Origin of the sequence: Streptomyces sp. NPDC059850, assembly GCF_042731515.1 — a bacterium.
Lineage (GTDB): Bacteria > Actinomycetota > Actinomycetes > Streptomycetales > Streptomycetaceae > Streptomyces.
This window is the reverse complement of the sequence record NZ_JBHWJI010000015.1, coordinates 105,632-129,759: the sequence shown is the minus strand read 5'-3', so window position 1 is coordinate 129,759 and position 24,128 is coordinate 105,632. Positions and strand designations below refer to the sequence as shown.

Below are 24,128 nucleotides of genomic sequence, written 5' to 3'. Positions count from 1 at the left end.
CCGGTACGCCCGGTCCCGACCGAACGCCCCGCCGGGCACACCATCCCGCACTCGCCGAGTGCACCAACCCGGTACGGCTGCACACGCCGCACCGCAAGCGCGCCCAGCGCGAGCGCGCCACCACCGGACCCGCAACCCGGTACGCCCGGTCCCGACCGAACGCCCCGCCGGGCACACCATCCCGCACTCGCCGAGTGCACCAACCCGGTACGGCTGCACACGCCGCACCGCACACGAGCCCAGCGCGGGCGCGCCGCACCCGGCGGCGAACCGAGGCCGGTGGCCCGGCAACCCGAACGGGCCGGGGAGCTGAACCACGACCGGGCGCACCGCCGAATCCCCCTACCGGATGGGCAGCCCAGTGCACCGCACCCGTGCGCGGTTCGGCTGCGCCGCACGCGGGCGCAGCGCGGGCCAGGCCGCGCCCGACAGCGCCGCGCCCGCAGGCGCGAACCGCCCCCGCCGAGGCACGTGCCGCCCCGGCGCAGGCGCACGCCGGAGCGGCGCGTGCGGCGGGGTCTTGGGGCGGAGCCCCAAGTTCCGGGAAGGGGCGGGGCGGGGGAAAGCCCCTCGCCCACCGCAGGCGCGCCCGCCGCTCACGGCACCCGTGGGCGGCGCCCGTCCAGCGCGCCGCTGTCCAGATCCTCCGCCAGCGCGGCCAGGGGCGAGCCGGGAGGCCATACCAGTCGGGTCCGGCGCCATAGGCGGCCGTTGGCCAGGCGTTTCAGGGTGATGCCCGGGCAGCGGTCGGCCGGGGTGGCGAAGACTGCGACCGCGTTTCCGGCGCTGACGATGGCCGCCGCGGTGGTCTGGTCGGCGCCGAAGTAGCGGAAGCGGGGGGTGAACCCGGCACGCTCGCAGGCGATCCGCAGGCTCAGGCCGAGGCCGTCGGAGCGGTCGCCGGGGGCGACCCAGATCTCGTCGGCCAGCTCTTCGAGGGTGATCGTCTGCCGGTGGGCCAGCCGGTGGCCCGGGGCCAGGCCGATCAGCACCGGTTCGGTGCCGAGGTCGCGCACGGCGAACTCGCGGACCGCGGGCGGTCCCACGTCCGGGAACTCGCTGACGACCGCGAGCGCGATCTTCTCGGTGCGCAGCAGCTCCAGCACGGCCTGGGAGGAGGGTTCCAGATAGGTCAGCTGCTCATGGTGCGGCAGCCGCTCCCGGATGAGGGCGGCGATCAGCGGCACCCACGGGTTGTCCACGCCGCCCAGCGCGACGGCCTGCGGCGGTTCGGCGGGCTGGGCGAGCGTACGGGCCGTGGCGAGCAGATCGCCGAACGCGTCGAGCAACTCCCGCGCCCGGCCCACCACATGCACACCCAGCTCGGTCGGTACGACACCTTGCGGGCGGCGGCGGAACAGCGGGCCGCCCAATTCCCCCTCGATGCGCCTGAGTTGCGTGGAGAGGCCGGATTGCGCGATGTTCAGCGTGGCGGCCGCGCGGCTGATACTGCCGGATTCAGCCACGGTGAGCACGATCCGCAGGTGGCGCAGACCCATATCCACTTCCTGCCTCCGTCGGTGATGGTCGTGGCCGGAAAGAGACGATGACGAGGACGGCACCGGCCAAAGACAGCAGCGCCGTCCAGGTGGCGGTGACGTACAGGGCGTGCAGATAGGCCCGGTCGGCGGCGGCGAGGAGATCGGACCGGCCCAGCGACGCGGCCACCGCCCGGGTGGCCTCCGCCGAGTCCAGCGCCCGGTCCCGGGCCCCGGTCCCCAGCCCGTCGAGCGCGGGCCGGACCTCCCCCCGGTAGGAGGTGGCGAGCACCGAGCCGAGGACCGCGACCCCGAGGGTGCTGCCCACGGGCCGGGTGGCGGCGCTGATGGCCGCGCCCGCGCCGGTGTACCGCGCGGGCAGGGCGGCCATCATCTCCGCCGTCATCGGCGCGACCACCAGCCCGATCCCCACACCCTGAGCGAACAGCACCACGGCGATCGCGGCCACCGGGGTGTCCGCGTCGAAGAACACGTACGCGCCGAACGTGGCGCCCGCGAGGAGGACTCCGGCCACCGCGCACCAGCGGACGGTCAGCCGCCGGGCCAGCGCCGGGGAGACCTGGTTGCCGAGGACGATGCCACCCGCGGCGGACGCCATGACCAGCCCGGCGGCCAGCGCCGACAGGCCGTGCACCCCCTGCAGATAGAAGGCGCAGTAGAAGAGCTGCCCGGACAGGCCGAAGAAGAGCAGCAGGAGGGTCACGCTGCCGCCCGCGAAACGCGGTTCGGTGAACAGGCGCACGTCGAACCCCGGCGTCTCCCGGCGGCTCTGCGTCGTCACGAACACCACCAGCAGGGCGAGCCCGGCCACCAGCGGCAGCAGCGCGCCCGGGGCCGTCCAGCCGGACGGGCGGCCGCCCTGGATGACGCCGTACACCACCAGGCCAAGACCCAGGACGGACAGCAGCAGCGCCACCGGGTCGAGCACCCGGCGCTCGGCGTAGCGCAGCTCGGGCACCAGGAGCGCCACACCGGCCAGGCATACGGCCACCACCGGCAGGTTGACGAGGAACACCGACCCCCACCAGAACCGGGTCAGCAGCGCACCGCCCGCCACCGGCCCGAGCGCCACGGCCGCGCCGCCCGCGGAGGCCCACACCGCGATGGCCCGGGTGCGGTGGGCGGGCGCGGTGCCACGGGTGACGAGCGCCAGCGTGGCCGGGGTGATGAGCGCCCCGCCCGCGCCCATGAACCCACGGGTGACGATGAGTTCGGTGGCGCCGGGCGAGAACGCGGCCAGCGTGGAGGCCACGGCCAGGAGCAGCAGCCCGGCGGTCAGGGTGCGGCGCGGCCCGTAGCGGTCGGCGAGGGCGCCACCGGCGAAGCTGCCCGCGGCGAAGACCAGCGAGTACGAGGCGTTGGCCCACGCCAGCTCGGCGGAGTCGGCGCCGAGGCCGCGTACCGGGTCGGCGAGGGTTTCCATCGCCACGTTGAGGACCGTGTTGTCCAGCAGGACCAGGGTCTGCGCGAGGACCGCCACGGCCACGGTCCACCACTGCTTCACCGCGCCAGCGCTCGTCTGCCCGCGACGACGGTCCGGGTGACCTCCGCGACCCGCTGGCCGAGGTGTTCGGCGGTGGCGAGGTCGGAGGGATGCGCCGTGCCCGACCGGTCGTCCACCGGGGACTGCGCGCCCGCGCCCTGGTAGAACCCGAGCCGGTTCAGCTCGGACTCGCTGCCGGAGGAGCGGTTCCAGCCGGACGCCAGGCCGAGGCTGACCCAGAGCATGCCGTGCTGTGCGGCGAGGGTGGCGAAGTAGCCGAGGGTGCCCGCCTTGTCCCCGGCCATGGAGCCGGAGTTGGTGAATCCCGCCGCCACTTTGTCCTGCCAGCGGCGGGTGAGCCAGCGCCGGGCGCTCGCCTCGGCGAAGGTGTGGAAGGCGGCGGAGGCCGTGCCCATGTACGTGGGCGCGCCGAAGACGATGGCGTGGGCGTCGTCGAGCAGGCGCCAGTCCTCGTCGGTGAGGTGGTCGACCCGAACGGGGGTGACCTTGGTGTCCGGGGCCCGGCTCGCTCCGGCTCGTACGGCCTCCCCCAGCGCGGCGGTGTGTCCGCGTCCGCCGTGGCAGGCGATGGCGATGTGTACGGGGCCGGTGATGTGTACCGGGTCGGTCAGGGCGGTCAATCCGGCCTCCTCGAAAACGCTGAAAACGCTGTTCCGGGTCCGGTTCTGGCGCAGAGCCGTCGGCCAGCCTGCCACAGGAGTCTCAGAGGTTTCTCAGAGCCGCATAACCGCGGAGTGATGGCGATTCGATATCGGCTCGCCTTCGCACAGCCGTGCCATTCTGACCCGGCAGTCCCCCAGGACTCCCGAACCACCCCCGAAGCACCGTCCACCCGTTGGAAGAGGTGTGCCCGGCACATGACCGATGTGGGTAAACAATTCCGGATGCGGAGACTCTCCGCCGTGGGCGACGGGCGATACCTCTTCGTCCCGCTCGACCACAGCGTGTCCGACGGGCCGGTGGTGCCCCAGGCCCGCTGGAACGGGCTGCTCGGCGCGCTGGTGGACGGCGGCGCGGACGCGGTCGTCGTCCACAAGGGCCGGGCGCGCGCGATCGCCCCGGACATCCTGCGCCACTGCGCCCTGGTGGTGCACCTGAGCGCCGGAACCGTGTACGCGGCCGACGCCGACGCCAAGGTGCTCGTCGGCGAGGTGGAAGAGGCCGTACGCCTCGGCGCGGACGCGGTGAGCGTGCACGTGAACCTCGGCTCGGACACCGAACACCGCCAGCTCGCCGACCTCGGAACCGTCGCGGCCTCCTGCGACACCTGGAACATGCCACTGCTCGCGATGATCTATCCGAGGGGCCCGCGGATCGCCGATCCGCACGATCCGGCGCTGCTCGCCCACGCCGTGAACATCGCCGCGGATCTCGGCGCCGACCTGGTGAAGACGACGGTCGCGCTGCCGCTGGACCGGATGGCCGAGGTGGTGGACAGCAGCCCGCTGCCGGTCCTCGCGGCGGGCGGACCGCCCGACGGTACGGATCTGATCCGCCACGGAACCTCGTTGATGCACTCCGGTTGCCGGGGCCTCGCGGTCGGCCGCCGGATCTTCTCCTCGCCCTCCCCCGCCGCCCTGGTGAGACGGCTCGCCGCCGTCGTCCACTCGGCAGACACCGGAGCGGCCCACCACCCCTCGACGATTGCGACAGGTGCCGTATGAAGTTCGCCTGGATCGACCTCAGAAGCGTGCCCCAGAACCAGCTGGAGTCCGTCGTGGACGCCGCCATCCACACCCGGATGCGGGGCGTGGTGTGCGACGACGAAGCCGTCCTCAAGGCGCTGCCCCCGACCATCACGGCCGTCCCCACCACCCCGGTGTCCGACGAGAAGGAGCTGTACGCCCTCGACGCCGACACCGCGGGCTGGGTCGACGTCCACGACGAACCGTCGCTGCGGCTGGCGTGCACCGCCGCCGTCACCCTGCCCCTCACCGTGGTCCGCTTCGCCGACCCGACCAAGATCCCGCTGGAGATCGTGCTCGCCGCCGCGGACCGCTCCGAGGGCAAACTGATCACCGTCTGCGCCGACCTGGAAGAGGCCGCCACCGTCCTCGACGTGCTCGAACGCGGCTCGGACGGCATCCTGTTGGCCCCCGAGACCGCGGGCGACGTGTTCGCGCTGGCCCGGCTGCTGGAGGCCGGTACGGCACCGCTCAACCTCACCACGCTCACCGTCGACGGCATCGAGCACCACGGTCTCGGCGACCGCGTGTGCGTGGACACCTGCAGCCACTTCGCCGAGGACGAGGGCATCCTCGTCGGCTCGTACTCGACCGGCTTCATCCTGTGCTGCAGCGAGACCCACCCGCTGCCGTACATGCCGACCCGCCCCTTCCGGGTCAACGCGGGCGCCCTGCACTCCTACGTCCTCGGCCCGGACAACCGCACCAACTACCTGAGCGAGCTGCGCTCCGGCGGCACCACGCTCGCCGTCAACGCCGAGGGCCGGACCCGCCCGGTCACGGTCGGCCGCGCCAAGCTGGAGTCCCGGCCGCTGCTGACCATCACCGCGCGCTCCGCCGACGGCACCGTGGTGAGCCTGACCGTGCAGGACGACTGGCACGTACGGGTGCTCGGGCCCGGCGCGAAGGTCCACAACGTCACCGAGCTGCGGCCCGGCGACGAACTGCTCGGCTATCTGGCCACGGACCAGCGCCATGTGGGCTTCCCCATCGGCGAGTTCTGCCAGGAACAATGATGAGCGGCGAACCCGGCGGCATGCGGGCGCTGGTCGACACCCTCTTCGACGCCCACCCCGGCGAGCTGCCCTGCCTCGTCCACGGCGACCACCCGGTGAGCCGCGCCGAGGTGCGCGCCGCCGCGGCCAGGGAGGCGGACGTCTTCGCCGAGTACGGCATCGGCGAGGGCACCACGGTGATGCTCCGGATACCGCCGAGCTTCACCCAGATCGAGGTGCTGCTCGCGCTGTGGCGGCTGGGCGCCCAGGTGATGCTGATCGACCACCGGCTCAAGCAGTCCGAAGTGGACGCGCTGCGGGCGCTGTGCCATCCGCAGTTCCTGGTCGGCGCGGGTGCGGTCGGGCGCTCGCCACTGCGGTTCGAGCCCCGGTACGAGGTGGTCACCTCCCGCTTCCCGGACGGCCGCACCGCGGCGACCGGCCACCGGCTGGTGCAGTTCAGCTCGGGCTCCACCGGGCTGCCCAAGGTGATCGGCCGGACCCCGGCCTCCATGGCGGCCGAGATCGAACGCTTCACCCGGATCGAGGGCATGCCGACCCTCGGCGAACGGGTGCTGCTGCTCAGCTCCACCGCACACAGCTTCGGGCTGATCGCCGGAGTGCTGCACTCGCTCACGGCGGGCGTGGCGGCCGTGTTCGCGCGCCGGGTGTCGGCGAAGGACATCCTGGCCGCCGCCGAGCGCCACGATGCGCACATCATCTTCGGCACCCCCTTCCACTACGAACTCCTGGGCACGGCACGTGAGTTGCCCCAGCTCCCTTCCCTCCGCGCGGCGACGTCCGGCGGCGAGATCATGCCCCCGGAAACGGCCACACGGTTCGCCGAACGGTTCGGCATCGGGGTCGGCGAGTCGTACGGAACGACGGAGACGGGCGTCATCGCGATGGACATCAGCGGCGCCGCGCGGCCCTCCGTCGGCCGGGCTGCCCCCGGCGTCCGGTTACGGATCCACGAGGGCGAGCTGGACGTCTGGCTGCCGGACGGCTCGCCGTATCTGCACGACTCCGGCGGCGGCCGGTACACCGACGGCTGGCTGCACACCCGCGACCGCGCCGAGCTGGACCCCGGCGGCGGCCTGCGGCTGCTGGGCCGTGGCGACTCGCTCGTGGTCATCGGCGGCCTCAAGGTCGATCTGACCGAGGTGGAGGACGTGTTGCGCCGCCACCCCGGGGTCAGCGGGGCCGTGGTCGTCCACGCCGGTGCCACCGAGGCGTACGTGTCCACCGAGCCGGACGGCCCCTCGGCCGGGGAGCTGCTGCGCTGGTGCCGGGACCGGCTGGCCGACTACAAGGTGCCGCGCGTCGTCCAGCTCCTCCCGGACCTGCCCCGCACCTCCAACGGCAAGCTCGTCCGCCACCGCGAGGCCCTGCTCGCCCGCTCCCCCGGCCACTGACCACTCATCCCACCGAAGGGTTTCGCACACCATGCAGACGGCATTGGAGAAGGAAATCCGGCAGTTCGTGCTCAGCACGATCAGCGAGGACATGAACCACCCGCTCGACACGGACGAGGTCACCGACGCCAGCCCCCTGGGCACCGGTGGCATCGACATCGACTCGCTGAGCCTGATCGAGCTGGTCCTGCGCATCGAGCGCCGCTTCGGCGTGAAATTCCCGGACACCGATATCGAACCGGTCGGCGCGATGAACCTGGGCGACCTGATCGACGACGTCATCAAGCGGGGCGCCACGGCATGATGATCACCACCGACGTGGTGCGGGAGCTGCTGTCCGACCCCAAGATCTTCGCCGAGCTACCGGCGGAACTGGACGACGACGCCGATCTCGCGCTGGACTCGCTGGGCCTGGTGTGGTTCCTGCACCAACTGGAGCTGCGCTGCGGTCTGGAGATCGAGCCCGCCGAAGCGTTCCTCGCCGAGTTCACCTCGGTCCGCCGGATCACGGACTACCTGGTGGACGTCCATGGGTCATGAGGTCCTGCTGACCGGCTACGGAGTACGAACGGCCTTCGGCACCGGGCCGGACGCGCTGCGGGCGGGCGTGTTCGACGGAAGCCCCACGTTCGCCCCCATCACCCGCTTCGACCCCACCCCCTACCGCACGGACGTGGCCGCCACGAGCGCCGGATCCGCCTCCCTCCACGAGGCCCTGACCGAGGTGGCCGACGCGGCAGCCGCGATGGCCGACCTGCGCCCCGGCACGGAGGCCACGGTTCTGGTGGGCACAGCAGGCGACTTCACCGCCCTGACCCACTTCTGGCGCACCCACCCGGCCCCCACCGGGGGTGTGGCGGATGCCGCCGATCCGCCGGGCGGCACGACGTCTGCTGGCACTCCCGGCCACGAGGGACCCGGCGGCTCCCCCGGCCACCCAGGCCCCGCTGACTCCCCCGGCGGGACGCCGCTCCCCGGCACACCCGGCGGCGCGACGCCTGCTGCCACTTTCCCCGACGGCACGGTGCCCCCGGGCCTCCGTCGTGGCACGGCGTCCGCCAACTCCCCCGGTGAAACAGGGTCCCCCGGCTCGCCCGGCGGCGCGCAGGGCCCTCGCCTCGGCGGCGCCGGGGTCGGGGCCGCGGCAGGCGCCGTCGAGACCGTGCCCGCGTGGCAGGCCGGGGCGCTCGCCGATGTGCTCGGGGCGCGCGGGCCCCGGCTCGCGTTCACCAACGCGTGCGTCGCCTCCGCCACCGCCGTCGCGTACGGATGCCAGCTCATCGCCTCCGGGCGGGCCGACATCGTCATCTGCGCGGGGGCCTATCTGGTGGAGGAGGAGAACCTGGCCAAGTTCGGGTCGGGGTTCGCGCTCTCGCGGGACGGCATGGTGCGGCCGTTCTCCGCCGACCGCAGTGGGCTGCTGCTCGGCGACGGGGCCGCCGCAGTCGTGCTCGAATCGGCCGCGTCCGCCCGGCGCAGAGGGGCGCGTGTACTCGGCGCGCTGACCGGCTGGGGCGCCGCCTCCGACGCTCACCACATCGCACGCCCGCACCCCGAAGGCATCGGGCTGGTCACCGCCGCCCGCCGCGCCCTCAAACGGGCGGGCGGACCCCGCGTCGACTACGTCAACGCACACGGCACCGCGACCAAGACCAACGACCCCGCCGAGACACGCGGACTGCACACGCTCTTCGGCGCGAACGCGCCCCACATTCCCGTCAGTTCGACGAAGAGCACGACCGGACACCTGCTGGAGGCCGCCGGAGTGGTGGAACTCGTCATCACCCTGCTCGCGCTGCGAGACGGCGTTCTGCCGCCCACCGCCGGGTTCACCGACCCCGATCCGGCCTGCGACCTCGACTACGTACCGAACCGTCCCCGCAAGGCCGACATCCGGCGGGCGCTCTCCCTCAACGCGGCGTTCGGTGGCGCCAACACCGCGCTGCTCCTGGAGCGGGCGTGATCGCCGCGAGGTCCGACCCCATCGCGCCGCCTGTGGCCGGGTTCGTGGAATCCGCCTTCAGCCCGCTCGTGTACCAGGCCGTCGAGCGCGCCCTCACCGCCCACCCCGGCGACGGCTCGCGGACCGCGATGGTCCTGGCCAGCACGATGGGCGACGCCACCACCCTCGACCTCGGCAGCCGTCTGCTCGTCGCCGGGCAGGTGCACAACCCGCTGCTGTTCATGCAGAGCACCGCCAACGCGATCCTCGGCCAGCTCAGCCGCGAGTTCGCCATCACCGGCCCGCTGCTGTGCCTGTCCGCCGCCACCGACCTGGCCGTGGAACTGCTGAACACCGCCGAACTCCTCCTGGAAGACGAGGAGTTGGACCGCGTCGTCCTCGTCGGCGTCGAGCTGGCCGGTACGGAGCGCACCACGGCCGCGTACCACGAGCTGAACACCGACCCGCCCGCCACCGATCTGGCCGTGGCGATCGTGCTCGACCGGGGCGACACCCCGCTCTCCCACGAACCCGCCGAGTACGGCACCCTCCGCGGCCTGGCCGAGCTGGCCGCCCAAATCCAAGGGACCCACCCATGATCACCAAGGAAGAACGCGCGCTGATCAGCCAGGACGCCGCCTTGGGTGCCGGAAACGTGATCCACCGGCTGAAGGCGTACGGCAGATCCCCCGACGATCAGGTGCTGTGGACCGACGCCACCTGGCAGGCCCCGGACGGCGGGCACCCCGAGGTGCTGACCCTGGGCGAGCTGCACGAGACCGTCGAAACCTACGCCAGCTGGTACCACGCACACGGCGTGCGGCCCCGCGACCCGGTGGCGATCCAGACGTACTCCAGCACCGAGTTCGCCATCAACTTCCTCGCGCTCACCTCCCTCGGCGCGATCCCGTCCTTCGTCAACGGCAACCTCCGCCCCGAGATCGCCCGCGAGTACGTACGCCGCCAGGGCGCGGTGGGCGCGATCACCGACCGGGCCCACCGCCCCGTCCTGGCTCCCCACCAGGACGAACTGGGCCTCGCCTTCTGCGCCACCGCCGCCGACATCGACACGAAGACCCGCCACCCCCTCCCCGCCTCGTACCCGTACGCCCACCACCCCACCGACCCGATCGTCATCTCCCACTCCTCGGGCACCACCGGCATGCCCAAGGCCGTCCCGCACACCCACCAGACGCTGCTGTACGCGCAACTGCACCGGCTGAAGCTGTCCGTCGGCTCCGCGATGGGCAGGCTGCTCGTCGCGATGCCCGGGTCGCACAACGCCTCCATCTCGGTCATGATGTTCGGCTTCCTGCTGCGCTCACCCGTGCTCCTGCTCTCCAGCCAGCGCGGCACCGACGTCCTGGACGCGATGGAATCGTTCCGCCCGACCACGGTGTTCGCGTTCGCCGGGACGTACGGGGAAATGGCGGCCCAGGACCTCGCCGCCCGCGAGCTGTCCAGCGTCGAGGCCTGGTACAACACCGGCGACGCGGCACACGAGGCACACATCAGGGCGCTCATCGCGCAGGGCAGCCACGACACGGTCGGCCCTGACCTCAAGCGCTGCCGGGTGCCCGGCTCCGTCTTCACCGACGGCCTCGGCTCCTCCGAGACCGGCTACTCGCTCTTCCACAACGGCCACAAGCCAGGCAGGTCGTCGTTCTCCCGCTGCGTCGGCAAACCGATGAGCTTCGCCGAGGCCGCCGTCCTCTCCGAAGACGGCACGCCGCTGCCACCCGGCGAAGTGGGCCGCCTCGGCGTGCGCTCCCCCACCCTCACCCCCGGCTACTGGAACGACTCGCTGACCTTCCACCGGCTGCGGCTCGGCGGCTACTGGCTCACCGGCGACCTGTCGTACCGCGACGAGGAGGGCAACTTCTACCACCTCGACCGCGCCCCCGACGCCATCCGCACCCCCGCGGGTTTGGTGTTCAGCACCCGCACCGAGGAGTTGCTGCTGCGCGAGCTGCCCGGACTCGACGACTGCACGGTGGTGGCGGTCGCCCCCGAGGGCGTACGCGCCGACTGGGACGGCGACGGTACGGCCGACGCGTACGTACTGCTCCAAGTACGCCCGGACGTGGCGGACACGGACGACTGGACGGCCAGGGTCAACCAGGTCCTCACCACCGAGGGCTTCCCGCCCCTCACCGGAGCGCTCCGCATGGACGCGAACGACGTGGTGAAGGGAGCCACCGGCAAGGTGCTCAAACGCGAGATGCGCGAACGCTTCCGGGCCCGCATGGCAGGCGGCGAGCTGGACGGGACGGCCCGATGACCACCCCGAGCCCCAGGCCCATGGACGTCTACCGCCAGTGGTGGCTGCACGACGCCCGCTGGTACCAGGGCGTGGCGAAGCGGTTCGGCCACGCGGTGGCCAACGAGATCAACGCGGAGGCGCTGCGCTACGTGGCCGTCCAGGTCGGCAAGCGCATCACCCGCCAGCACGGCGGAAAACCCGCCGCCGACCTCGAAGAACTCCGCTGCCGGTACGACGCGTGCGCCGAGTGGATGTTCCCGAGCGAACTGCGCGACGGCGGTACGGCCGTACTCCCGGACGGCGACATCGAGCTGACCATGCGGCAGAACTTCGCCGTGGCGATGGTGCGGATGGCCGGTTCGCTGGAGGGCTACGACTGCCCGTGTACGGACATCCACGCGGGCTGGTCGGAGGGGCTCGGCGTCGAACTCACCCGCAACTGCGCCACCGCGTGTCTGCGCGACGGCGACGAGGCGTGCCGGTTGCTGATGCGCGTCGGCTGACACCACGCCAGGTGGCTGGGCCCAAGGCTCAGCCACCTCACGGGCTGCCGACCATCATCCGGGCGATGCCCTGCGGGCTGAACACCTCCCGGATGGCGAGGACGATCCCGCCATGGATCCCGGCGCTCTCGCCGAGCCGGGGCGTGCTGATGGTGATCTTGCTGGTGGCCAGGGCCAGCGCGCGCCGGTAGACCACGGCGCGGACCCCGGACAGGAGGTCGTCGCGGAGTTCGCTCAGCGGGCCGCCGACGACCAGCGTGCGCGGGTTGTACATGGCGACCAGCATGGCCGCGATCTCGCCGACATCGGTACCGGCCTGGCGCAGGGCCCGCACGGCGTTCGGTTCGTTGTCGGCGACGCGTCCCGCCAGCACCCGCACACCGTGCAGCGGATCCTCGTCCGTCGACTCGGGGATGCCGAGGCGGCGCAGGACGGCCGGGCGGGAGGCCAGCGCGCTGAGGCAGCCGACGTTGCCGCAGGAGCACAGGGCATCGCCGCCACCGGTGGCCCGGATGTGGCCGATGTCCCCGGCGGCGCCGTCCGCCCCGCGGTAGAGCTGGCCTCCCGCGGTGACGATCCCGGCCCCCACCCCCGCCGAGATCTTGATGCACAGCAGCGGGGTCTCGGCCTGCTCCTGGGACGCCTCGCCGAGGGCCATGAGATTGGCGTCGTTGTCCACCAGGGCGGGGCAGCGGAAGCGCTTCCTCAGCTCGTCGGCCACCGGATATCCGGCCCACCCGGGCATCCCGGTCGGCCGCGCCGTATAGCCGCGCTGGAAGTCCACGGGCGCGGGCAGGCCCATCACCACTTGGCGCACCCGGCCGACGTCGTGCCCGCATTCGGACAACAGGCCGCGAAGACGCTCGGTCACCGTGTCCAGCACGATTTCCGGCCCGGCCGCGATCCGGACGTCCACGGTCTCCCGCGCGAGCACTCGCCCCCTGAGATCGGCGATCGCGACCTGTGAGGCCAGCGTGTCGACGTCCGCCACGGCGACGGTCCCCGCCTCCGGGCTGAGCGTCAGCACCCTGGGCGGCCGTCCCCGCACCGATTCGTTCGACTCGGTCTCTTGGAGAATGCCGCGCCCGACGAGGTGGTCGACCTGCTTGCCCACGGTCGTCCGGACCAGACCGCTGCGCCGCGCGATCTCCGCACGGCTGGTCGCCTCGCCCGACACCACGAGATCCAGCACCCTGCGCAGCCCGACCGGAACGGAGGGCAGAAGGACCGGATCGGACTCGTAGCCATCGCCTTTATGCACGCCGTGACAGTAAATGCCCGGCGATCAACCCGACAAGCAGCCCATCTTTAGTCCACCCAAAAAATTAAAAGTGGCGTCTTGTTCCCGCGACGCGCACTAAACGATGGTGATGCCCACACAAAACTTCCGGCCACGCATGGCCGGTTCGTTCTCCCCGAGAGGACCCCACCGCATGGGCATATCGCATCGCATCGGCATTCTGGGCAGCGGCAACATCTTCGGCCGGTACGTCACCGGGCTGGCCCGCTACCCGGAGCTGGAGATCGTGCGGGTGGGCGACATCGACCCGGACCGGGCCAAGCAGGCCGCCGCCGAGCACTCCATTCCGGCCTGGGGCGACGACGCGGAGCTGTACGCCGACGAGTCGGTGGACATCATCGTGAACCTCACCCCGCCGGTGCACCACGCGCGCACGATCATCACCGCGCTGGAGGCCGGAAAACACGTCTACGTCGAAAAGCCCCTGGCCACGACGGTCGAGGAGGGCCGGGCCGTACTCGAAGCGGCGGCCCGCAGCGGGCGGCTCCTCGGCTCGGCGCCGGACACGTTCCTCGGCAGCGCGAGCCAGACGGCACGCAAGGCCATCGACGACGGGCTCATCGGCGCACCGATCGGCGCCTCGGCCTTCATCGGCCACAGCAAGGCGGAGACGTGGCATCCGGACCCCCGCTTCCTCTTCCAGCAGGGCGGCGGCCCGGTGATGGACATGGGGCCGTACTACATCGCCATCCTGGTCAACTGCCTGGGCCCGATCCAGTCCATCGCCGCGGCGAGCCGGATCGGCGCACCGCACCGGGCGGTGACCTCGCCCGGCCGGGCCGTCGACTCCATCGAGGTCACGGTCCCCACGCACACCGCGGCGGTGCTGACGTTCGCCTCGGGAGTCCTCGGGACGGCGCAGATGAGCTTCGACGTGTGGGACTCGGAGCTGCCCTTCATGGAGATCTACGGCACCGAGGGCACGCTGTCCCTGGGCAACCCGAACCACTTCGACGGCGAGGTGCGGCTCCGGCGGCACGGCGACGCCGAGTGGACGGCGCTGGAGCCGGTGGTCGGGCTGTTCGGCGCCGTCGGCACCAAGGAACAGGCCCGGCGCGGCCTCGGCGTCCGAGACCTCGCGAACGCGATCGAGGGCGGCCCGCACCGCGCGACCGCCTCGTTCGCCTTCCATGTCCTCGAAGCGCTGTGCGCCGTCGAGGAAGCCTCCCAGCAGACCCGCGTCGTCCGCCTGAGCAGCACGTGCGAACGGCCGCAGCCCCGCTACCCCGCTTGAGCCTCGCTCGCGCGGAGCGGCGGACCTCCCCCGGCCCCCCTGGAAACCCGGCCCCCGGACACGTCAAGGAGCACAACCGATGTCGCTGAGAACGTCGGCCTGGCAAAGCCGACTCATAGCAGGCGCCGCCGTGGGCGCGGCGCTCCTCACCTCCGCATGCAGCGCCGCGACCCACCCCACCGACGGGAAGTCCGCGACCACAGGACCGGTACGTAACGGCGGCACCCTCACCGTCGCGCAGACGAGCGACGCCGACCCCGGTTCGTTCCTCAAGACCTCGGTCGGCAACATCCTGTCCGAGTACACGGTCCTCGAGACGCTGACCCTGATGGACGCCAAGACGGGCAAGCCCAAGGGCGTCCTCGCGAAGTCGTGGAAGCTCGCGCCCGACGCGAAGAGCATCGACATCACGCTCCGGGACGATGTGACGTTCCACAGCGGCCGCAAGCTGACGGCGGACGATGTCATCTTCACGCTGAAGAAGGTGCGGGACCCGGCGACGGGCGCGGCGGGCCAGGCCATCGCCGAGCAGATCACGTCGATGAAGGCCGAGGGCGACCACGAGCTGAAGCTCACCTTCAGCAAGCCGACGCCGAACGTCTTCGACCTGTTCGAGACGGCACCGATCCTCAACCCCGCCACCTACGACGACTACGCGGCGGGCAAGGTCGTCGACGGCACCGGCCGCTTCGTCTGGAAGTCGTGGACGCCCGGCGGCCGCATCGCGCTCACCAAGTACGCGAAGTACCGCGACGCCGGGAACACCCACCTCGACAAGATCAACATCGAGGTCATCAACGACCCGACCGCCATCGTCTCGGCGATCCGCAGCGGTCGCGCCCAGTACGGCGTCGGGGTGGCCGCCCTCGACGCCCGCAGCCTGAGCAAACAGCCGGGCTACGCCCTCCTGTCGTCGGGCGGTTCGGCGATCCCGCTGTCGATGGACGTGACGAAGGCGCCGTTCGACAAGAAGGAGGTGCGGCAGGCGGTGCAGTACGCGATCGACCGCGGCCGCATCGTCCAGCAGGTCGAGGGCGGTCACGCGGACGCGACGAGCCTGCCGTGGAAGAAGACCGCCGTGGGCTACGACGCCGCTCAGGCGAAGCACTACACGTACCAGCCGGACAAGGCCAAGAAGCTGCTGGCCAAGGCGGGGGTGAAGGGCGCCACGTTCAAGGTCGTCACCCTCAACACCCCCGAGGCCACCAGCATCTTCCAGATCGTCAAGAACAACCTGGCCGCGGTCGGGCTGAACGCCAAGCCCGAGGTGCTCAGCGCCACCGAGTACGACGAGCGGATCGCCAAGCGGGACATGGGCACGCCCGCGGTGCTGATGATGAACAGCAACGCGCTGCTGCCCGCGAGCGCGGTTGCCAGCAGGCCCGAGTTCGTACCCGAGGACAACCTGCTGCACGTCAAGAGCCCCGCGTACACGAAGCTCGTCCAGGACGTCACCGGCGCGAGCACGCCCGCCGCGCAGAAGACGGCGCTGCACGACTACAACGCCTACTTCCTCGACCAGGCGTTCACGGTTCCGCTGATCACCCGCCCGACCCTGACGGTCCACTCGACGTCCGTCGGCGGCATCGCGCCCACCCAGGCGGGCTTCCTGAACCTCGGCCAGGCGTGGCTGTCCGAGCCGGACCAGGGGTAGCGAGGCGATGATCCGGTTCCTGGCGCGCAAGGCGCCGTCCGTCGTCTTCGTCCTCCTCGCCAGCTCCGTCGTCGCCTTCTCCCTGCCCCGGCTCGCCCCCGGAGACGTCGCGGTCAGCCTGGCCGGTGCGGATCCGACCGCCGCCAACGTCGCCGCCATCCGCGAGGAACTGGGTCTTGACCGGTCCCCCGTCGTGCAGTATTGGGACTGGATCTCCGGGCTGTTCCACGGCGACCTGGGCCAGTCCTACCGCCTCCACCGCAGCGTCGCGAGCCTCATCGGCGACCGTCTGGAGAGCACCGTGGAGCTGGCCGTGTTCGCCACGCTGCTCGTCGTCGTCCTCGGCACCGCGCTCGGGGTACTCGCCGGTTCCACCAAGCGCCGGTGGACGCGGGCGACCCTCGACCTGGGCAACAGCCTCCTGGTCGCCGTACCGGCGTTCCTCATCGCCCTGGCGCTGATCCTGATCTTCGGTGTGTACCACCGCTGGCTGCCGGTCAGCGGCGAGGTGAGCATGCTGGAGAATCCCGCGATCGGGATCCAGTATCTGACCCTCCCCGCCGTCGCCCTGGCCCTGTCGCCCTCGGGCATCGTGGCCCGCCTGCTCCAGACGGAGATGGCCAAAGTCCGCAACGAGGACTACGTCGACCTGGCCCTCGCCAAGGGTGCCTCGTCCCGGCGGATCACCCTGCGCCACGTACTGCGCAACAGCTTCGGCACCGCGGTCGTCGCGATCGGGCTGGAGATCGGCACCCTGCTCGCCGGTGCCGTGATCATGGAGTCCATCTTCAACCGCAACGGCCTCGGCCAGCTCGCCGTCACCAGCGTGCAGTCACGCGACTTCACCGTCCTTCAAGTGCTCATCCTCGGTGTGGTGTTCGTGGCGGTGATCTGCCAGCTCATCACCGAGATGGTCCTCGCGACACTCGACCCGCGGATCAGGTTGGGAGCCCCGTCATGACAGACGTTCCCCTGTCGGCGCCCGGCGCGGAGGCGGCCACGGCGACGCGCCGCAGGCTCAACCCGACGCTCGCGCGCTATCTGTCCGCGTTCCACACCCCGAGGGGCATCATCGGGCTGTCGATCCTCGGAATCATGGTGCTCGCCGCCCTGCTCGCCCCCGTCCTGTTCCCCGGCGGCTACGACCAGCAGGGGTCGAACGCCCTGGCCGGGCCCTCGGGCGCGCACATCTTCGGGGTGGACGAGTTCGGCCGCGACATCTTCATCCGCAGCGTCTACGGACTCCGCGTCGACCTCACCCTCATCCTCACCGCCGTACCGCTCAGCATGGCGCTCGGCACGCTGATCGGCCTCTCCGGCGCGATCTCCGAATGGCTCGGCGCCGGGCTGCAACGGGTGCTCGACGTCATCATCGGCTTCCCCGGCCTGATCCTCGGCGTCTGCCTGGTGGCCATCCTCGGCCCCGGGTGGTTCCCGCTGTTCCTCACCATCCTCATCGGCGGCCTGCCGACGGCCGGACGCCAGGCCCGCAGCGCCTGGCTCACCCAGCAGAGCAGGGAGTACGTCCTGGCCGCCCGGGTGCTCGGCGTCCCGCGCCGGAAGCTGCTCGTGCGGCACGTCCTGCCGAACGCGATGGACTCCATCGTCGTCAACGGCGCCGTCTGGATGGTCGTCGGCGTCTACATCGAGGCGGGCCTGTCCATCGTCGGCCTCGGTGTGCAACCGCCGACGCCGTCGATCGGCGTACTGCTCAACAACGGACTCCGGTTCGTGACCCAGGCCCCCACGTACATCATCGGCCCCGGAGTGGTGCTTCTGCTGCTCTCGGTGGGCTTCAGCCTGATCTCGGACGCGCTCAACGAGGCGGTGAACCGTCGGTGACCACGACGACCAGTTCTACGATGGCCGAACCTCCAGCGCCGGTGGCGGGCAAGGGCGCGCCACTGCTGCGCGTCGAGGGCCTGCGTACGGAATTCAAGCTGAAGAGCGGTGCTGTCAAGGCCGTCAACGACGTCAGCTTCGACATCTACCCGGGCGACGTCCTCGGCATCGTCGGCGAATCCGGCTCCGGCAAGTCCGTCACCGCGCGCTCGATCATGCGGATGGTGCGGCCACCGGGCGACATCGTCGCCGGATCGGTGCGGTTCGAGGACGAAGACCTGCTCGCGCTGCCGGAGCGGGAGATGCGGCGGCGGCGCGGAGCCAAGGTGGCGATGGTCTTCCAGGACCCGCAGGCCGCGCTCAATCCCGTCCTCAAGGTCGGCGATCAGATCGTGGAGGCCATGACGGTCCACGGTGTCGACAAGAAGACCGCGCGCACGCGGGCGGTCGAGCTGCTGGAACAGGTCGGCATCCCCGACGTCCCGACGAAGATCGACCACTATCCGCATCAGTTCTCCGGCGGGATGCGCCAGCGCGTCGTGATCGCGATCGCCCTGGCGAACGATCCCGCGCTGCTCATCGCCGACGAACCGACGACGGCCCTCGACGTCACCATCCAGGCCCAGATCCTGCGGTTGCTGGCCAGGCTGCGCACCGAACTCGGCATCGCCATCGCCATCATCACCCACGACATGGGCGTGGTCGCCGAGCTGTGCACGGACGTGGTGGTGATGTACGGCGGGCGGACGGTCGAGAAGGGGACGGTCGAGCAGGTCTTCACGCATCCGCGCCACCCCTACACGGCGGCGCTGCTCGAAGCCATGCCCCGCCTGGACGACGACCGCGTCGGCCAGCCGCTGCCCGCGATCCCCGGCAGCCCGCCCGACCCCGCATCGCCCCCGGACGGTTGCGCGTTCGCGCCACGCTGCCGGTACGCGGAGGACGTGTGCGAGCACGAAACGCCCGCGCTGCTGCGGATCGGGGGCGCGGCGGGGCAGACGGCGGCATGCTTTGTCGCCCAGCGCGGTGTGGGCCTCTCCGTTGGTGATATTTCCGCGACTCCGCGCGCCGAGGCCGCGACCGCTCCTCCGGCTGCCGCACCCGTGCTGGAGATACGCGACCTCAGGGTCGACGTCGGATCGCGCGGGCGCGGGCTGTTCCGCCGGGAACCTCCGGTGTACGCCGTCGACTCGGTGAGCCTGGCCGTCCACCCGGGCCGCACCCTCGGGCTCGTGGGCGAGAGCGGCTGCGGCAAGTCGACACTGTCGCGCGGCATCGTCGGCATCAACCCGATCGCTGGCGGCTCGGTTCATGTCGACGGGACCGACGTGAGCGCGATGCGCGAGGAAGACCTCAAACGGGTCCGTGGGTCCGTGCAGTATCTGTTCCAGGACCCCTACGCGTCGCTGAACCCACGGCGCACGATCGGACAGTCCCTCGCCGAAGCGCTCGCGTTCCGGGGCATCGGCGGACGGGCCCTCGAAGCGGCGGCGCAGTCGCTGATGACACAGGTCGGGCTGCGCCCGGAACACCTCGACCGCTACCCGCACGCGTTCTCGGGCGGCCAGCGCCAGCGCATCGGCATCGCCCGCGCCCTGGCCCGTCAGCCGCAGACGCTGATCCTGGACGAGCCGGTGTCCGCGCTGGACATGTCCATCCAGGCCCAGATCATCAACCTGCTGGAGAAACTGCAGAACGAACTCGGCCTCGCCTACCTGTTCATCGCCCACGACCTGTCGGTGGTGCGCCACCTCAGCGACACGGTCGCCGTGATGTACCTCGGCAGGATCGTCGAGCACGGCGACGTCGCCGAGGTGTACGGCAACCCGCAGCATCCGTACACCGCCTCGCTGCTCTCGTCGTCGCCGGTCCCCAGCGTCTCGGCGCGTACGCGGGAACGCATCGTCCTGCGCGGCGACCTCCCGAGCCCGGCCAACCCGCCCTCGGGCTGCCGGTTCCGCACAAGGTGCCCCATCGGCCCGCTGACCCACCCGGAGCGGACCATCTGCGCGGAGCGCGCCCCCGAACTCACCCTCACCCCGGCGGGCCAGCGTGCCGCCTGCCACTTCGCCGGTGAACTCTCCCCTCTTCGTTGAAAGGAGCCCCCGTGGCCCCGCGTATCGCACTCAACCCCATCCAGTGGATGGCCAGCGACGACGGCTGGCTCGACCCGTCCAAGGCGCCCGAGCGGAAGCAGCTGCTGTCGCTCATCAAGCAGTCCGGTTTCGACGCGGTCATGGCCGAAGTCCCGGCCGACTGGACCGTCGACCAGTACCGGGCCGTCCTGGACGAGGTCGGCCTCACCCTGGCCCCCGGCTACTTCGTCTGCCGGTCGGACGGCCGGGACGGGAAGGAGGCCGACGTCCTCGCGAACGCCACCGCCGTCGCGCGTCAGCACGCCGAACTCGGGCTGACGGACATCGGCCTCGGCCTCGGAATGGGCAAGGACATGCCGCGCGTGGCGCATCCGGCGCAGGCGTACGAGGCGGATCCGTCGCGCGTCGAGGCCGTGACGGCGCTGATCGGGAAGATCGCCGACACCATGACCGCCGAGGGCGTCCGGCCCAACCTCCATCCCCACATCGGCACGTGGATCGAGACCGAGGAGGAGGGCCGTTCCGTCCTCGACGCCATCCCGGACACCCGGCTCGGCTTCCTGCCCGACACGGGGCACTTGGCGTGGGCGGGCTCGGATGTGGGCGCGTTCATCAAGGACTACGCGGAGCGGATCCCGTTCGTGCACGTGAAGGACTGTCGGCTCAGCGTCGCGGCGCAGGGCCGAGAGGGCGATTGGGGCTACCAGCAGACCGTCCTGGCAGGCCTTTGGGCCGAACCCGGACGTGGCGAACTGGACCTCACCGGCATCATCGGCAACCTGCCCAGCACGTTCGACGGCTGGCTGATGGTCGAGGTCGACCGCCCGGACATCACCGACCCGTACGAGAGCGCGGTCGCATCGGCGCGCTGGATGCACGCCGAGTACGGCACCTGACGGTCTCTGCCGTGCGCGCGGTGGCCGGTCAGTCGTTCGCCGCCGCTGGGTAGAACTGGGCGTACCAGCGGCGCAGCGCCCTGATGCCCTTCTCGTGCGGGAGCAGGACGGGGCGCGGCTGGTGGATCTTGTGGTCCCAGATCCGTAGCTCCTCGCGCACCTCCCTCAGGGCTTCCGCACGGAAGACCAGCTTGAGGAGGGGCGCCAGGAACGGCAGTCGGGCGGGCTTGCGGACGTAGTACAGCATCCGCATCTCGCTCGTACGGTCGTCGATGGGCGTGGTCAGCGCGACGGCGGTGAGCGACAGAACAGGGCCGAGGACCCGCACCACCATCACCCCCGGCCCGTACATGAACACATCGAAGGTGTTGTTGATGTCCCGGCCGAGCACACGGCGGTGGATCCGGCCCCGGACCTCGGCGAACGGACCGTCCGGCCGCAACTCCTGCACCGGCGGCTCGCTCTGGCCGTGGATGAAGTGGAAGTGGGACTCGTCCACGATGTTCTCGCGCATCTCCTGGATGTGGATGCGCGCGCGGCACACATCGTCGATCGGCGTCGCGAAGTCCCTGGCGGCCGTCTCCGGGATGTCCGGCACCTCCCATGATGGTTCGTCCGGGCCGTGGTACACGAAGATGAGCCCGCTGTGCTCGCGTACCGGGAAGCCACCGAGGGACACCTTGGGGGTGCGGGCCGCGAAGGGCGCGTGCGTACACCGCCCGTCCGCCCCGAACCGCCACCCGTGGAACGGACACTCCACGGCCCCGTCGACAACCTTGCCCCCGGCCCCCAGATGCGCGCCGTAGTGCGGACAGTGCGCGTCCCGCACGCCCGCCTGCCCGTCCGCGCCACGGAAGGCGATCAGTGCTCGCCCGAAGTAGTGCAGGCTGACGACCTTGCCCGGCCGCAACTCGCCGCTGCGGAGCACGGCGTACCAGCCGTACGGAACGGGCGGCATCGGGTACGCGTCGGCGCGCGGATCGCGCGGCAGGTCGGCGAGCTTGTCATGGCTACGGCGTAAGGGCATGCGCCGATGCTAGCCAGCCGCCCCGTCGAGCCCGGGGCCCCCGGGGCGCTGGGCCATGACGACCAGCCCCGGCCCGCTGTACTCCTCCGGCGGGAGCCGGAGTTCGGCGACGGGGCGCAGTCCGGCCTGCTCGATCAGCTCCACCAGCGGTTCCGGCCGCCACTTGTGTGTCGTCCAGCGAACGGGGACACCTCCGTAGGCCTCCGTACGCAGCGCGTCTTCGTCGCCGACGTGTGTCGCGGTGATGAAGTGTCCGCCCGGCTTCAGGGCGCGCGCGAAGTGGGCGAGGACCTGAGGAAGGACGTCACGGGGGAGGTTGAACAGCGACCACCACCCGAGCACGCCGCCGAGGGAAGCTTCGGCGAGGTCGAGGTCGGTGGCGGAGCCGACGCTGAAGCGGCACTGCGGATGCAGGCGGCGCGCGTTCTCGATCATGCGAGGGGAGAGGTCCACCCCGGACACGTCGAGTCCGCGCTCGGCGAGGTAGGCGGTCACCGTGCCGGGCCCGCAGCCGACGTCGAGGACCGGCCCGAGCCCGCTCACGGCGTCGGCGAAGGCGTCGATGGAAGCCTTGTGCCATGGGTGGCGGCGGATGTCGCCGATTCCCGTCGTCTCCACCATGTGGGCGTAGTTGTCGGCCACTCGGTCATAGGAATCACGGACCACGTCGAGATCAGCCGGGTGGTCAACACGATGTGCGCGCATCCGCCAACCATAGTGCTGCGAAGCAGAGTTGGGGCTCCTTCGTGGCGGGTTTCAGCGGTTTCAGCGGTCGCGCGCCAACGCCCGGCGCCACTGCCCGGTGACCGCGTGCCGCAGCCGTTCGGTGTCGACAGCCTCGTGGTCGAGCAGCCGTTGCAGCCCGATGCCACGAAGCTGCCCGACGATGGCGATCGCCGCCTCGCCGGGTACGACATCGGGGCGGATGGTGCCGTCGGCGAGCCCGGCGGCCACGTCCTCGCTCAACTCGGCGCGGAACGCCTCGTCCCGCTCGTGGAAGATCGGGGCCAGTTCGGGCGCCGTGGCGGCCTCGGCCCAGAGCAGCAGAAACGCCCGGTTCCACACGCCCACCCGGCCGAGCGCTCCGAGGTATCCGTCGATCAGCCGCAGAAGACGGTCAAAACCGGGCGGCAGACCGTCGAGCCCGGGGACGAACCCGGCCTGGGTCGCGTGCGCCAGGCGTTCGAGGAGCGCCTGCTTGGACCCGAAGTGGTGGGTGACGAGTCCACGGCTGTACCCGGCTCGCTCGCTGACGCGCACCAGCGTCAGCGCCCGCACCCCCTGCTCGACCACCAGCTCGGCGGCGGCGTGGAGCAACGCGGATTCGGCCTGGTCACGGCGCTGCTGCTGGGTGCGGCGGGTGGTCGTCATGGTCAGGAACCTACAACAAACTTGTCAGCCGACCAACAAGTAGGCAAGGATCACGGCATCCACGCGCCGACCAGGAGGCTCCCGTTGAGTGACCCCGCACCCGTTGTCTTCGCACCCGTTGTCTTCGTGCATGGCAACCCCGAGACGGCGGCGGTCTGGGACCGGCTGCTCCCCGAACTGGAGCGCGCCGGTGTGCCACGCCCGCGCCTGGTGTGCCTGTCCCCGCCCGGGTTCGGCGCACCGCTACCGGCCGGGTTCGGCGCGACCGTCAACGACTACCGCGACTGGCTGATCGGCGAGCTGACCCGCTTCGCCGAACCCGTCCACCTGGTGGGGCACGACTGGGGCGGCGGCCACGTCCTGAACGCGGTGATGAGCCGCCCGGACCTCGTGCACAGCTGGGTCAGCGACTCCATCGGCATCTACGAACCCGACTACACCTGGCACGAGTTGGCCCAGCGGTGGCAGACACCGGACGCCGGGGAAGCCGAGGTGACGGCGCGGTTCGGCGCACCCCTCGGCGAGCGGGTCGCGACGCTCGCCGAGCGGGGGATGCACGAGGCGGTGGCCGAGCAGGTGGCCCGGGGCCAGAACGAGGCGATGGGCCGGGCCGTACTCGCGCTCTACCGCTCCGCCGCGCAACCGGTGATGGCCGAGCTGGGCCGGGACCTGGAACGCGCGTCGCTACGGCCGGGACTCACGCTGCTCCCCACCGACGACCACGCGGTCGGCACCGCCGAGCAGCGCCGCCGCGCCGCCCGCCGGGCCGGGGCCGGTGTCGTAACCCTCGACGGGCTGGGCCACTGGTGGATGACCCACGCCCCGGCCCGTGGCGCCCGCGCCCTCGCCCGCTTCTGGGCCTCGCTGGACCACGGGTAGGAGCGGCGAGGCCGCCCGCCCGG

23 protein-coding genes are annotated in these 24,128 nt (G+C 71.5%); 16 read left to right on the top strand and 7 right to left on the bottom strand.

Annotated features, from left to right (window positions below):
- Positions 1 to 596: 596 nt before the first annotated feature.
- From ACFV9T_RS15065 to ACFV9T_RS15055, 3 genes are read right to left on the bottom strand one after another with little or no spacing between them, the layout of a single operon-like run.
- Positions 597 to 1,499, bottom strand: a complete 903-nt coding sequence (locus ACFV9T_RS15065) for a LysR family transcriptional regulator (protein WP_385440128.1) — start codon at positions 1,497 to 1,499, stop codon at positions 597 to 599.
- The gene (locus ACFV9T_RS15060; protein WP_385440126.1) at positions 1,459 to 3,003 is read right to left on the bottom strand and encodes an MFS transporter; all 1,545 of its coding nucleotides are present in this window, start codon (positions 3,001 to 3,003) and stop codon (positions 1,459 to 1,461) included. The genes ACFV9T_RS15065 and ACFV9T_RS15060 overlap by 41 nt, the downstream gene beginning before the upstream one ends.
- A complete protein-coding gene (locus tag ACFV9T_RS15055) occupies positions 3,000 to 3,623 on the bottom strand; it encodes a flavodoxin family protein (protein WP_385440124.1) in 624 nt (207 codons plus the stop codon). Before ACFV9T_RS15055 ends, ACFV9T_RS15060 begins: the two co-directional genes overlap by 4 nt.
- Before the next feature lie 237 nt (positions 3,624 to 3,860).
- Between ACFV9T_RS15055 and ACFV9T_RS15050 the strand changes: the two genes are divergently transcribed.
- Genes ACFV9T_RS15050 through ACFV9T_RS15010 form a run of 9 tightly spaced genes read left to right on the top strand, consistent with a single transcriptional unit; the run spans position 3,861 to position 11,806 of the window.
- Complete coding sequence (locus ACFV9T_RS15050) at positions 3,861 to 4,667, top strand: 2-amino-3,7-dideoxy-D-threo-hept-6-ulosonate synthase (protein ID WP_385440122.1); 807 nt, start codon at positions 3,861 to 3,863, stop codon at positions 4,665 to 4,667.
- The gene (locus tag ACFV9T_RS15045) at positions 4,664 to 5,704 is read left to right on the top strand and encodes a 3-dehydroquinate synthase II (protein ID WP_385440121.1); all 1,041 of its coding nucleotides are present in this window, start codon (positions 4,664 to 4,666) and stop codon (positions 5,702 to 5,704) included. Before ACFV9T_RS15050 ends, ACFV9T_RS15045 begins: the two co-directional genes overlap by 4 nt.
- Positions 5,704 to 7,098, top strand: coding sequence for a class I adenylate-forming enzyme family protein (locus tag ACFV9T_RS15040; RefSeq protein WP_385440119.1), 1,395 nt, complete (start codon positions 5,704 to 5,706; stop codon positions 7,096 to 7,098). The genes ACFV9T_RS15045 and ACFV9T_RS15040 overlap by 1 nt, the downstream gene beginning before the upstream one ends.
- Positions 7,099 to 7,129: 31 nt before the next feature.
- A complete protein-coding gene (locus tag ACFV9T_RS15035; RefSeq protein WP_385440117.1) occupies positions 7,130 to 7,402 on the top strand; it encodes an acyl carrier protein in 273 nt (90 codons plus the stop codon).
- Positions 7,399 to 7,638, top strand: coding sequence for a phosphopantetheine-binding protein (locus ACFV9T_RS15030; protein ID WP_385440116.1), 240 nt, complete (start codon positions 7,399 to 7,401; stop codon positions 7,636 to 7,638). The genes ACFV9T_RS15035 and ACFV9T_RS15030 overlap by 4 nt, the downstream gene beginning before the upstream one ends.
- A complete protein-coding gene (locus ACFV9T_RS15025) occupies positions 7,628 to 9,061 on the top strand; it encodes a beta-ketoacyl-[acyl-carrier-protein] synthase family protein (protein WP_385440113.1) in 1,434 nt (477 codons plus the stop codon). The genes ACFV9T_RS15030 and ACFV9T_RS15025 overlap by 11 nt, the downstream gene beginning before the upstream one ends.
- Positions 9,058 to 9,639 (top strand): beta-ketoacyl synthase chain length factor, encoded by a 582-nt coding sequence (locus ACFV9T_RS15020; RefSeq protein WP_385440111.1) that lies wholly within the window; start codon positions 9,058 to 9,060, stop codon positions 9,637 to 9,639. The genes ACFV9T_RS15025 and ACFV9T_RS15020 overlap by 4 nt, the downstream gene beginning before the upstream one ends.
- The gene (locus ACFV9T_RS15015) at positions 9,636 to 11,321 is read left to right on the top strand and encodes a class I adenylate-forming enzyme family protein (protein WP_385440110.1); all 1,686 of its coding nucleotides are present in this window, start codon (positions 9,636 to 9,638) and stop codon (positions 11,319 to 11,321) included. The genes ACFV9T_RS15020 and ACFV9T_RS15015 overlap by 4 nt, the downstream gene beginning before the upstream one ends.
- Complete coding sequence (locus ACFV9T_RS15010; RefSeq protein WP_385440107.1) at positions 11,318 to 11,806, top strand: hypothetical protein; 489 nt, start codon at positions 11,318 to 11,320, stop codon at positions 11,804 to 11,806. The genes ACFV9T_RS15015 and ACFV9T_RS15010 overlap by 4 nt, the downstream gene beginning before the upstream one ends.
- 37 nt (positions 11,807 to 11,843) lie before the next feature.
- On the opposite strand, the gene ACFV9T_RS15005 is transcribed toward ACFV9T_RS15010, so the two are convergent.
- Positions 11,844 to 13,067 carry an ROK family protein gene (locus ACFV9T_RS15005; protein ID WP_385440105.1) on the bottom strand — a complete coding sequence of 408 codons (1,224 nt, stop codon included), beginning with the start codon at positions 13,065 to 13,067 and terminating at the stop codon, positions 11,844 to 11,846.
- Between the two features lie 172 nt (positions 13,068 to 13,239).
- Between ACFV9T_RS15005 and ACFV9T_RS15000 the strand changes: the two genes are divergently transcribed.
- The 6 genes from ACFV9T_RS15000 (at position 13,240) to ACFV9T_RS14975 (ending at position 20,828) form a co-directional block, all read left to right on the top strand.
- The gene (locus ACFV9T_RS15000) at positions 13,240 to 14,340 is read left to right on the top strand and encodes a Gfo/Idh/MocA family protein (protein ID WP_385440103.1); all 1,101 of its coding nucleotides are present in this window, start codon (positions 13,240 to 13,242) and stop codon (positions 14,338 to 14,340) included.
- 79 nt (positions 14,341 to 14,419) lie between these two features.
- Positions 14,420 to 15,994 (top strand): ABC transporter substrate-binding protein, encoded by a 1,575-nt coding sequence (locus ACFV9T_RS14995; protein ID WP_385440101.1) that lies wholly within the window; start codon positions 14,420 to 14,422, stop codon positions 15,992 to 15,994.
- 7 nt (positions 15,995 to 16,001) lie between these two features.
- Entirely contained in the window at positions 16,002 to 16,955 is a 954-nt protein-coding gene (locus ACFV9T_RS14990; protein WP_385440099.1) for an ABC transporter permease, read from the top strand.
- Positions 16,952 to 17,836 (top strand): ABC transporter permease, encoded by an 885-nt coding sequence (locus tag ACFV9T_RS14985; RefSeq protein ID WP_385440096.1) that lies wholly within the window; start codon positions 16,952 to 16,954, stop codon positions 17,834 to 17,836. Before ACFV9T_RS14990 ends, ACFV9T_RS14985 begins: the two co-directional genes overlap by 4 nt.
- A 20-nt stretch (positions 17,837 to 17,856) precedes the next feature.
- Positions 17,857 to 19,932 (top strand): dipeptide ABC transporter ATP-binding protein, encoded by a 2,076-nt coding sequence (locus ACFV9T_RS14980; RefSeq protein ID WP_385440094.1) that lies wholly within the window; start codon positions 17,857 to 17,859, stop codon positions 19,930 to 19,932.
- 11 nt (positions 19,933 to 19,943) lie between these two features.
- On the top strand, positions 19,944 to 20,828 hold the full coding sequence (locus tag ACFV9T_RS14975; RefSeq protein ID WP_385440093.1) for a sugar phosphate isomerase/epimerase family protein: 885 nt from the start codon (positions 19,944 to 19,946) through the stop codon (positions 20,826 to 20,828).
- Positions 20,829 to 20,856: 28 nt separating this feature from the next.
- Here the strand turns inward: ACFV9T_RS14975 and ACFV9T_RS14970 are convergent, their stop codons facing one another.
- The 3 genes from ACFV9T_RS14970 to ACFV9T_RS14960 are packed head-to-tail and all read right to left on the bottom strand — an operon-like array spanning position 20,857 to position 23,226.
- Positions 20,857 to 21,855 carry a Rieske 2Fe-2S domain-containing protein gene (locus tag ACFV9T_RS14970; RefSeq protein ID WP_385440091.1) on the bottom strand — a complete coding sequence of 333 codons (999 nt, stop codon included), beginning with the start codon at positions 21,853 to 21,855 and terminating at the stop codon, positions 20,857 to 20,859.
- 9 nt (positions 21,856 to 21,864) lie between these two features.
- Positions 21,865 to 22,560 (bottom strand): methyltransferase domain-containing protein, encoded by a 696-nt coding sequence (locus ACFV9T_RS14965; protein WP_385440090.1) that lies wholly within the window; start codon positions 22,558 to 22,560, stop codon positions 21,865 to 21,867.
- 60 nt (positions 22,561 to 22,620) lie between these two features.
- Positions 22,621 to 23,226 carry a TetR/AcrR family transcriptional regulator gene (locus ACFV9T_RS14960; protein ID WP_385440087.1) on the bottom strand — a complete coding sequence of 202 codons (606 nt, stop codon included), beginning with the start codon at positions 23,224 to 23,226 and terminating at the stop codon, positions 22,621 to 22,623.
- 84 nt (positions 23,227 to 23,310) lie between these two features.
- Between ACFV9T_RS14960 and ACFV9T_RS14955 the strand changes: the two genes are divergently transcribed.
- A complete protein-coding gene (locus tag ACFV9T_RS14955) occupies positions 23,311 to 24,105 on the top strand; it encodes an alpha/beta fold hydrolase (protein WP_385440085.1) in 795 nt (264 codons plus the stop codon).
- Positions 24,106 to 24,128 lie beyond the last annotated feature (23 nt).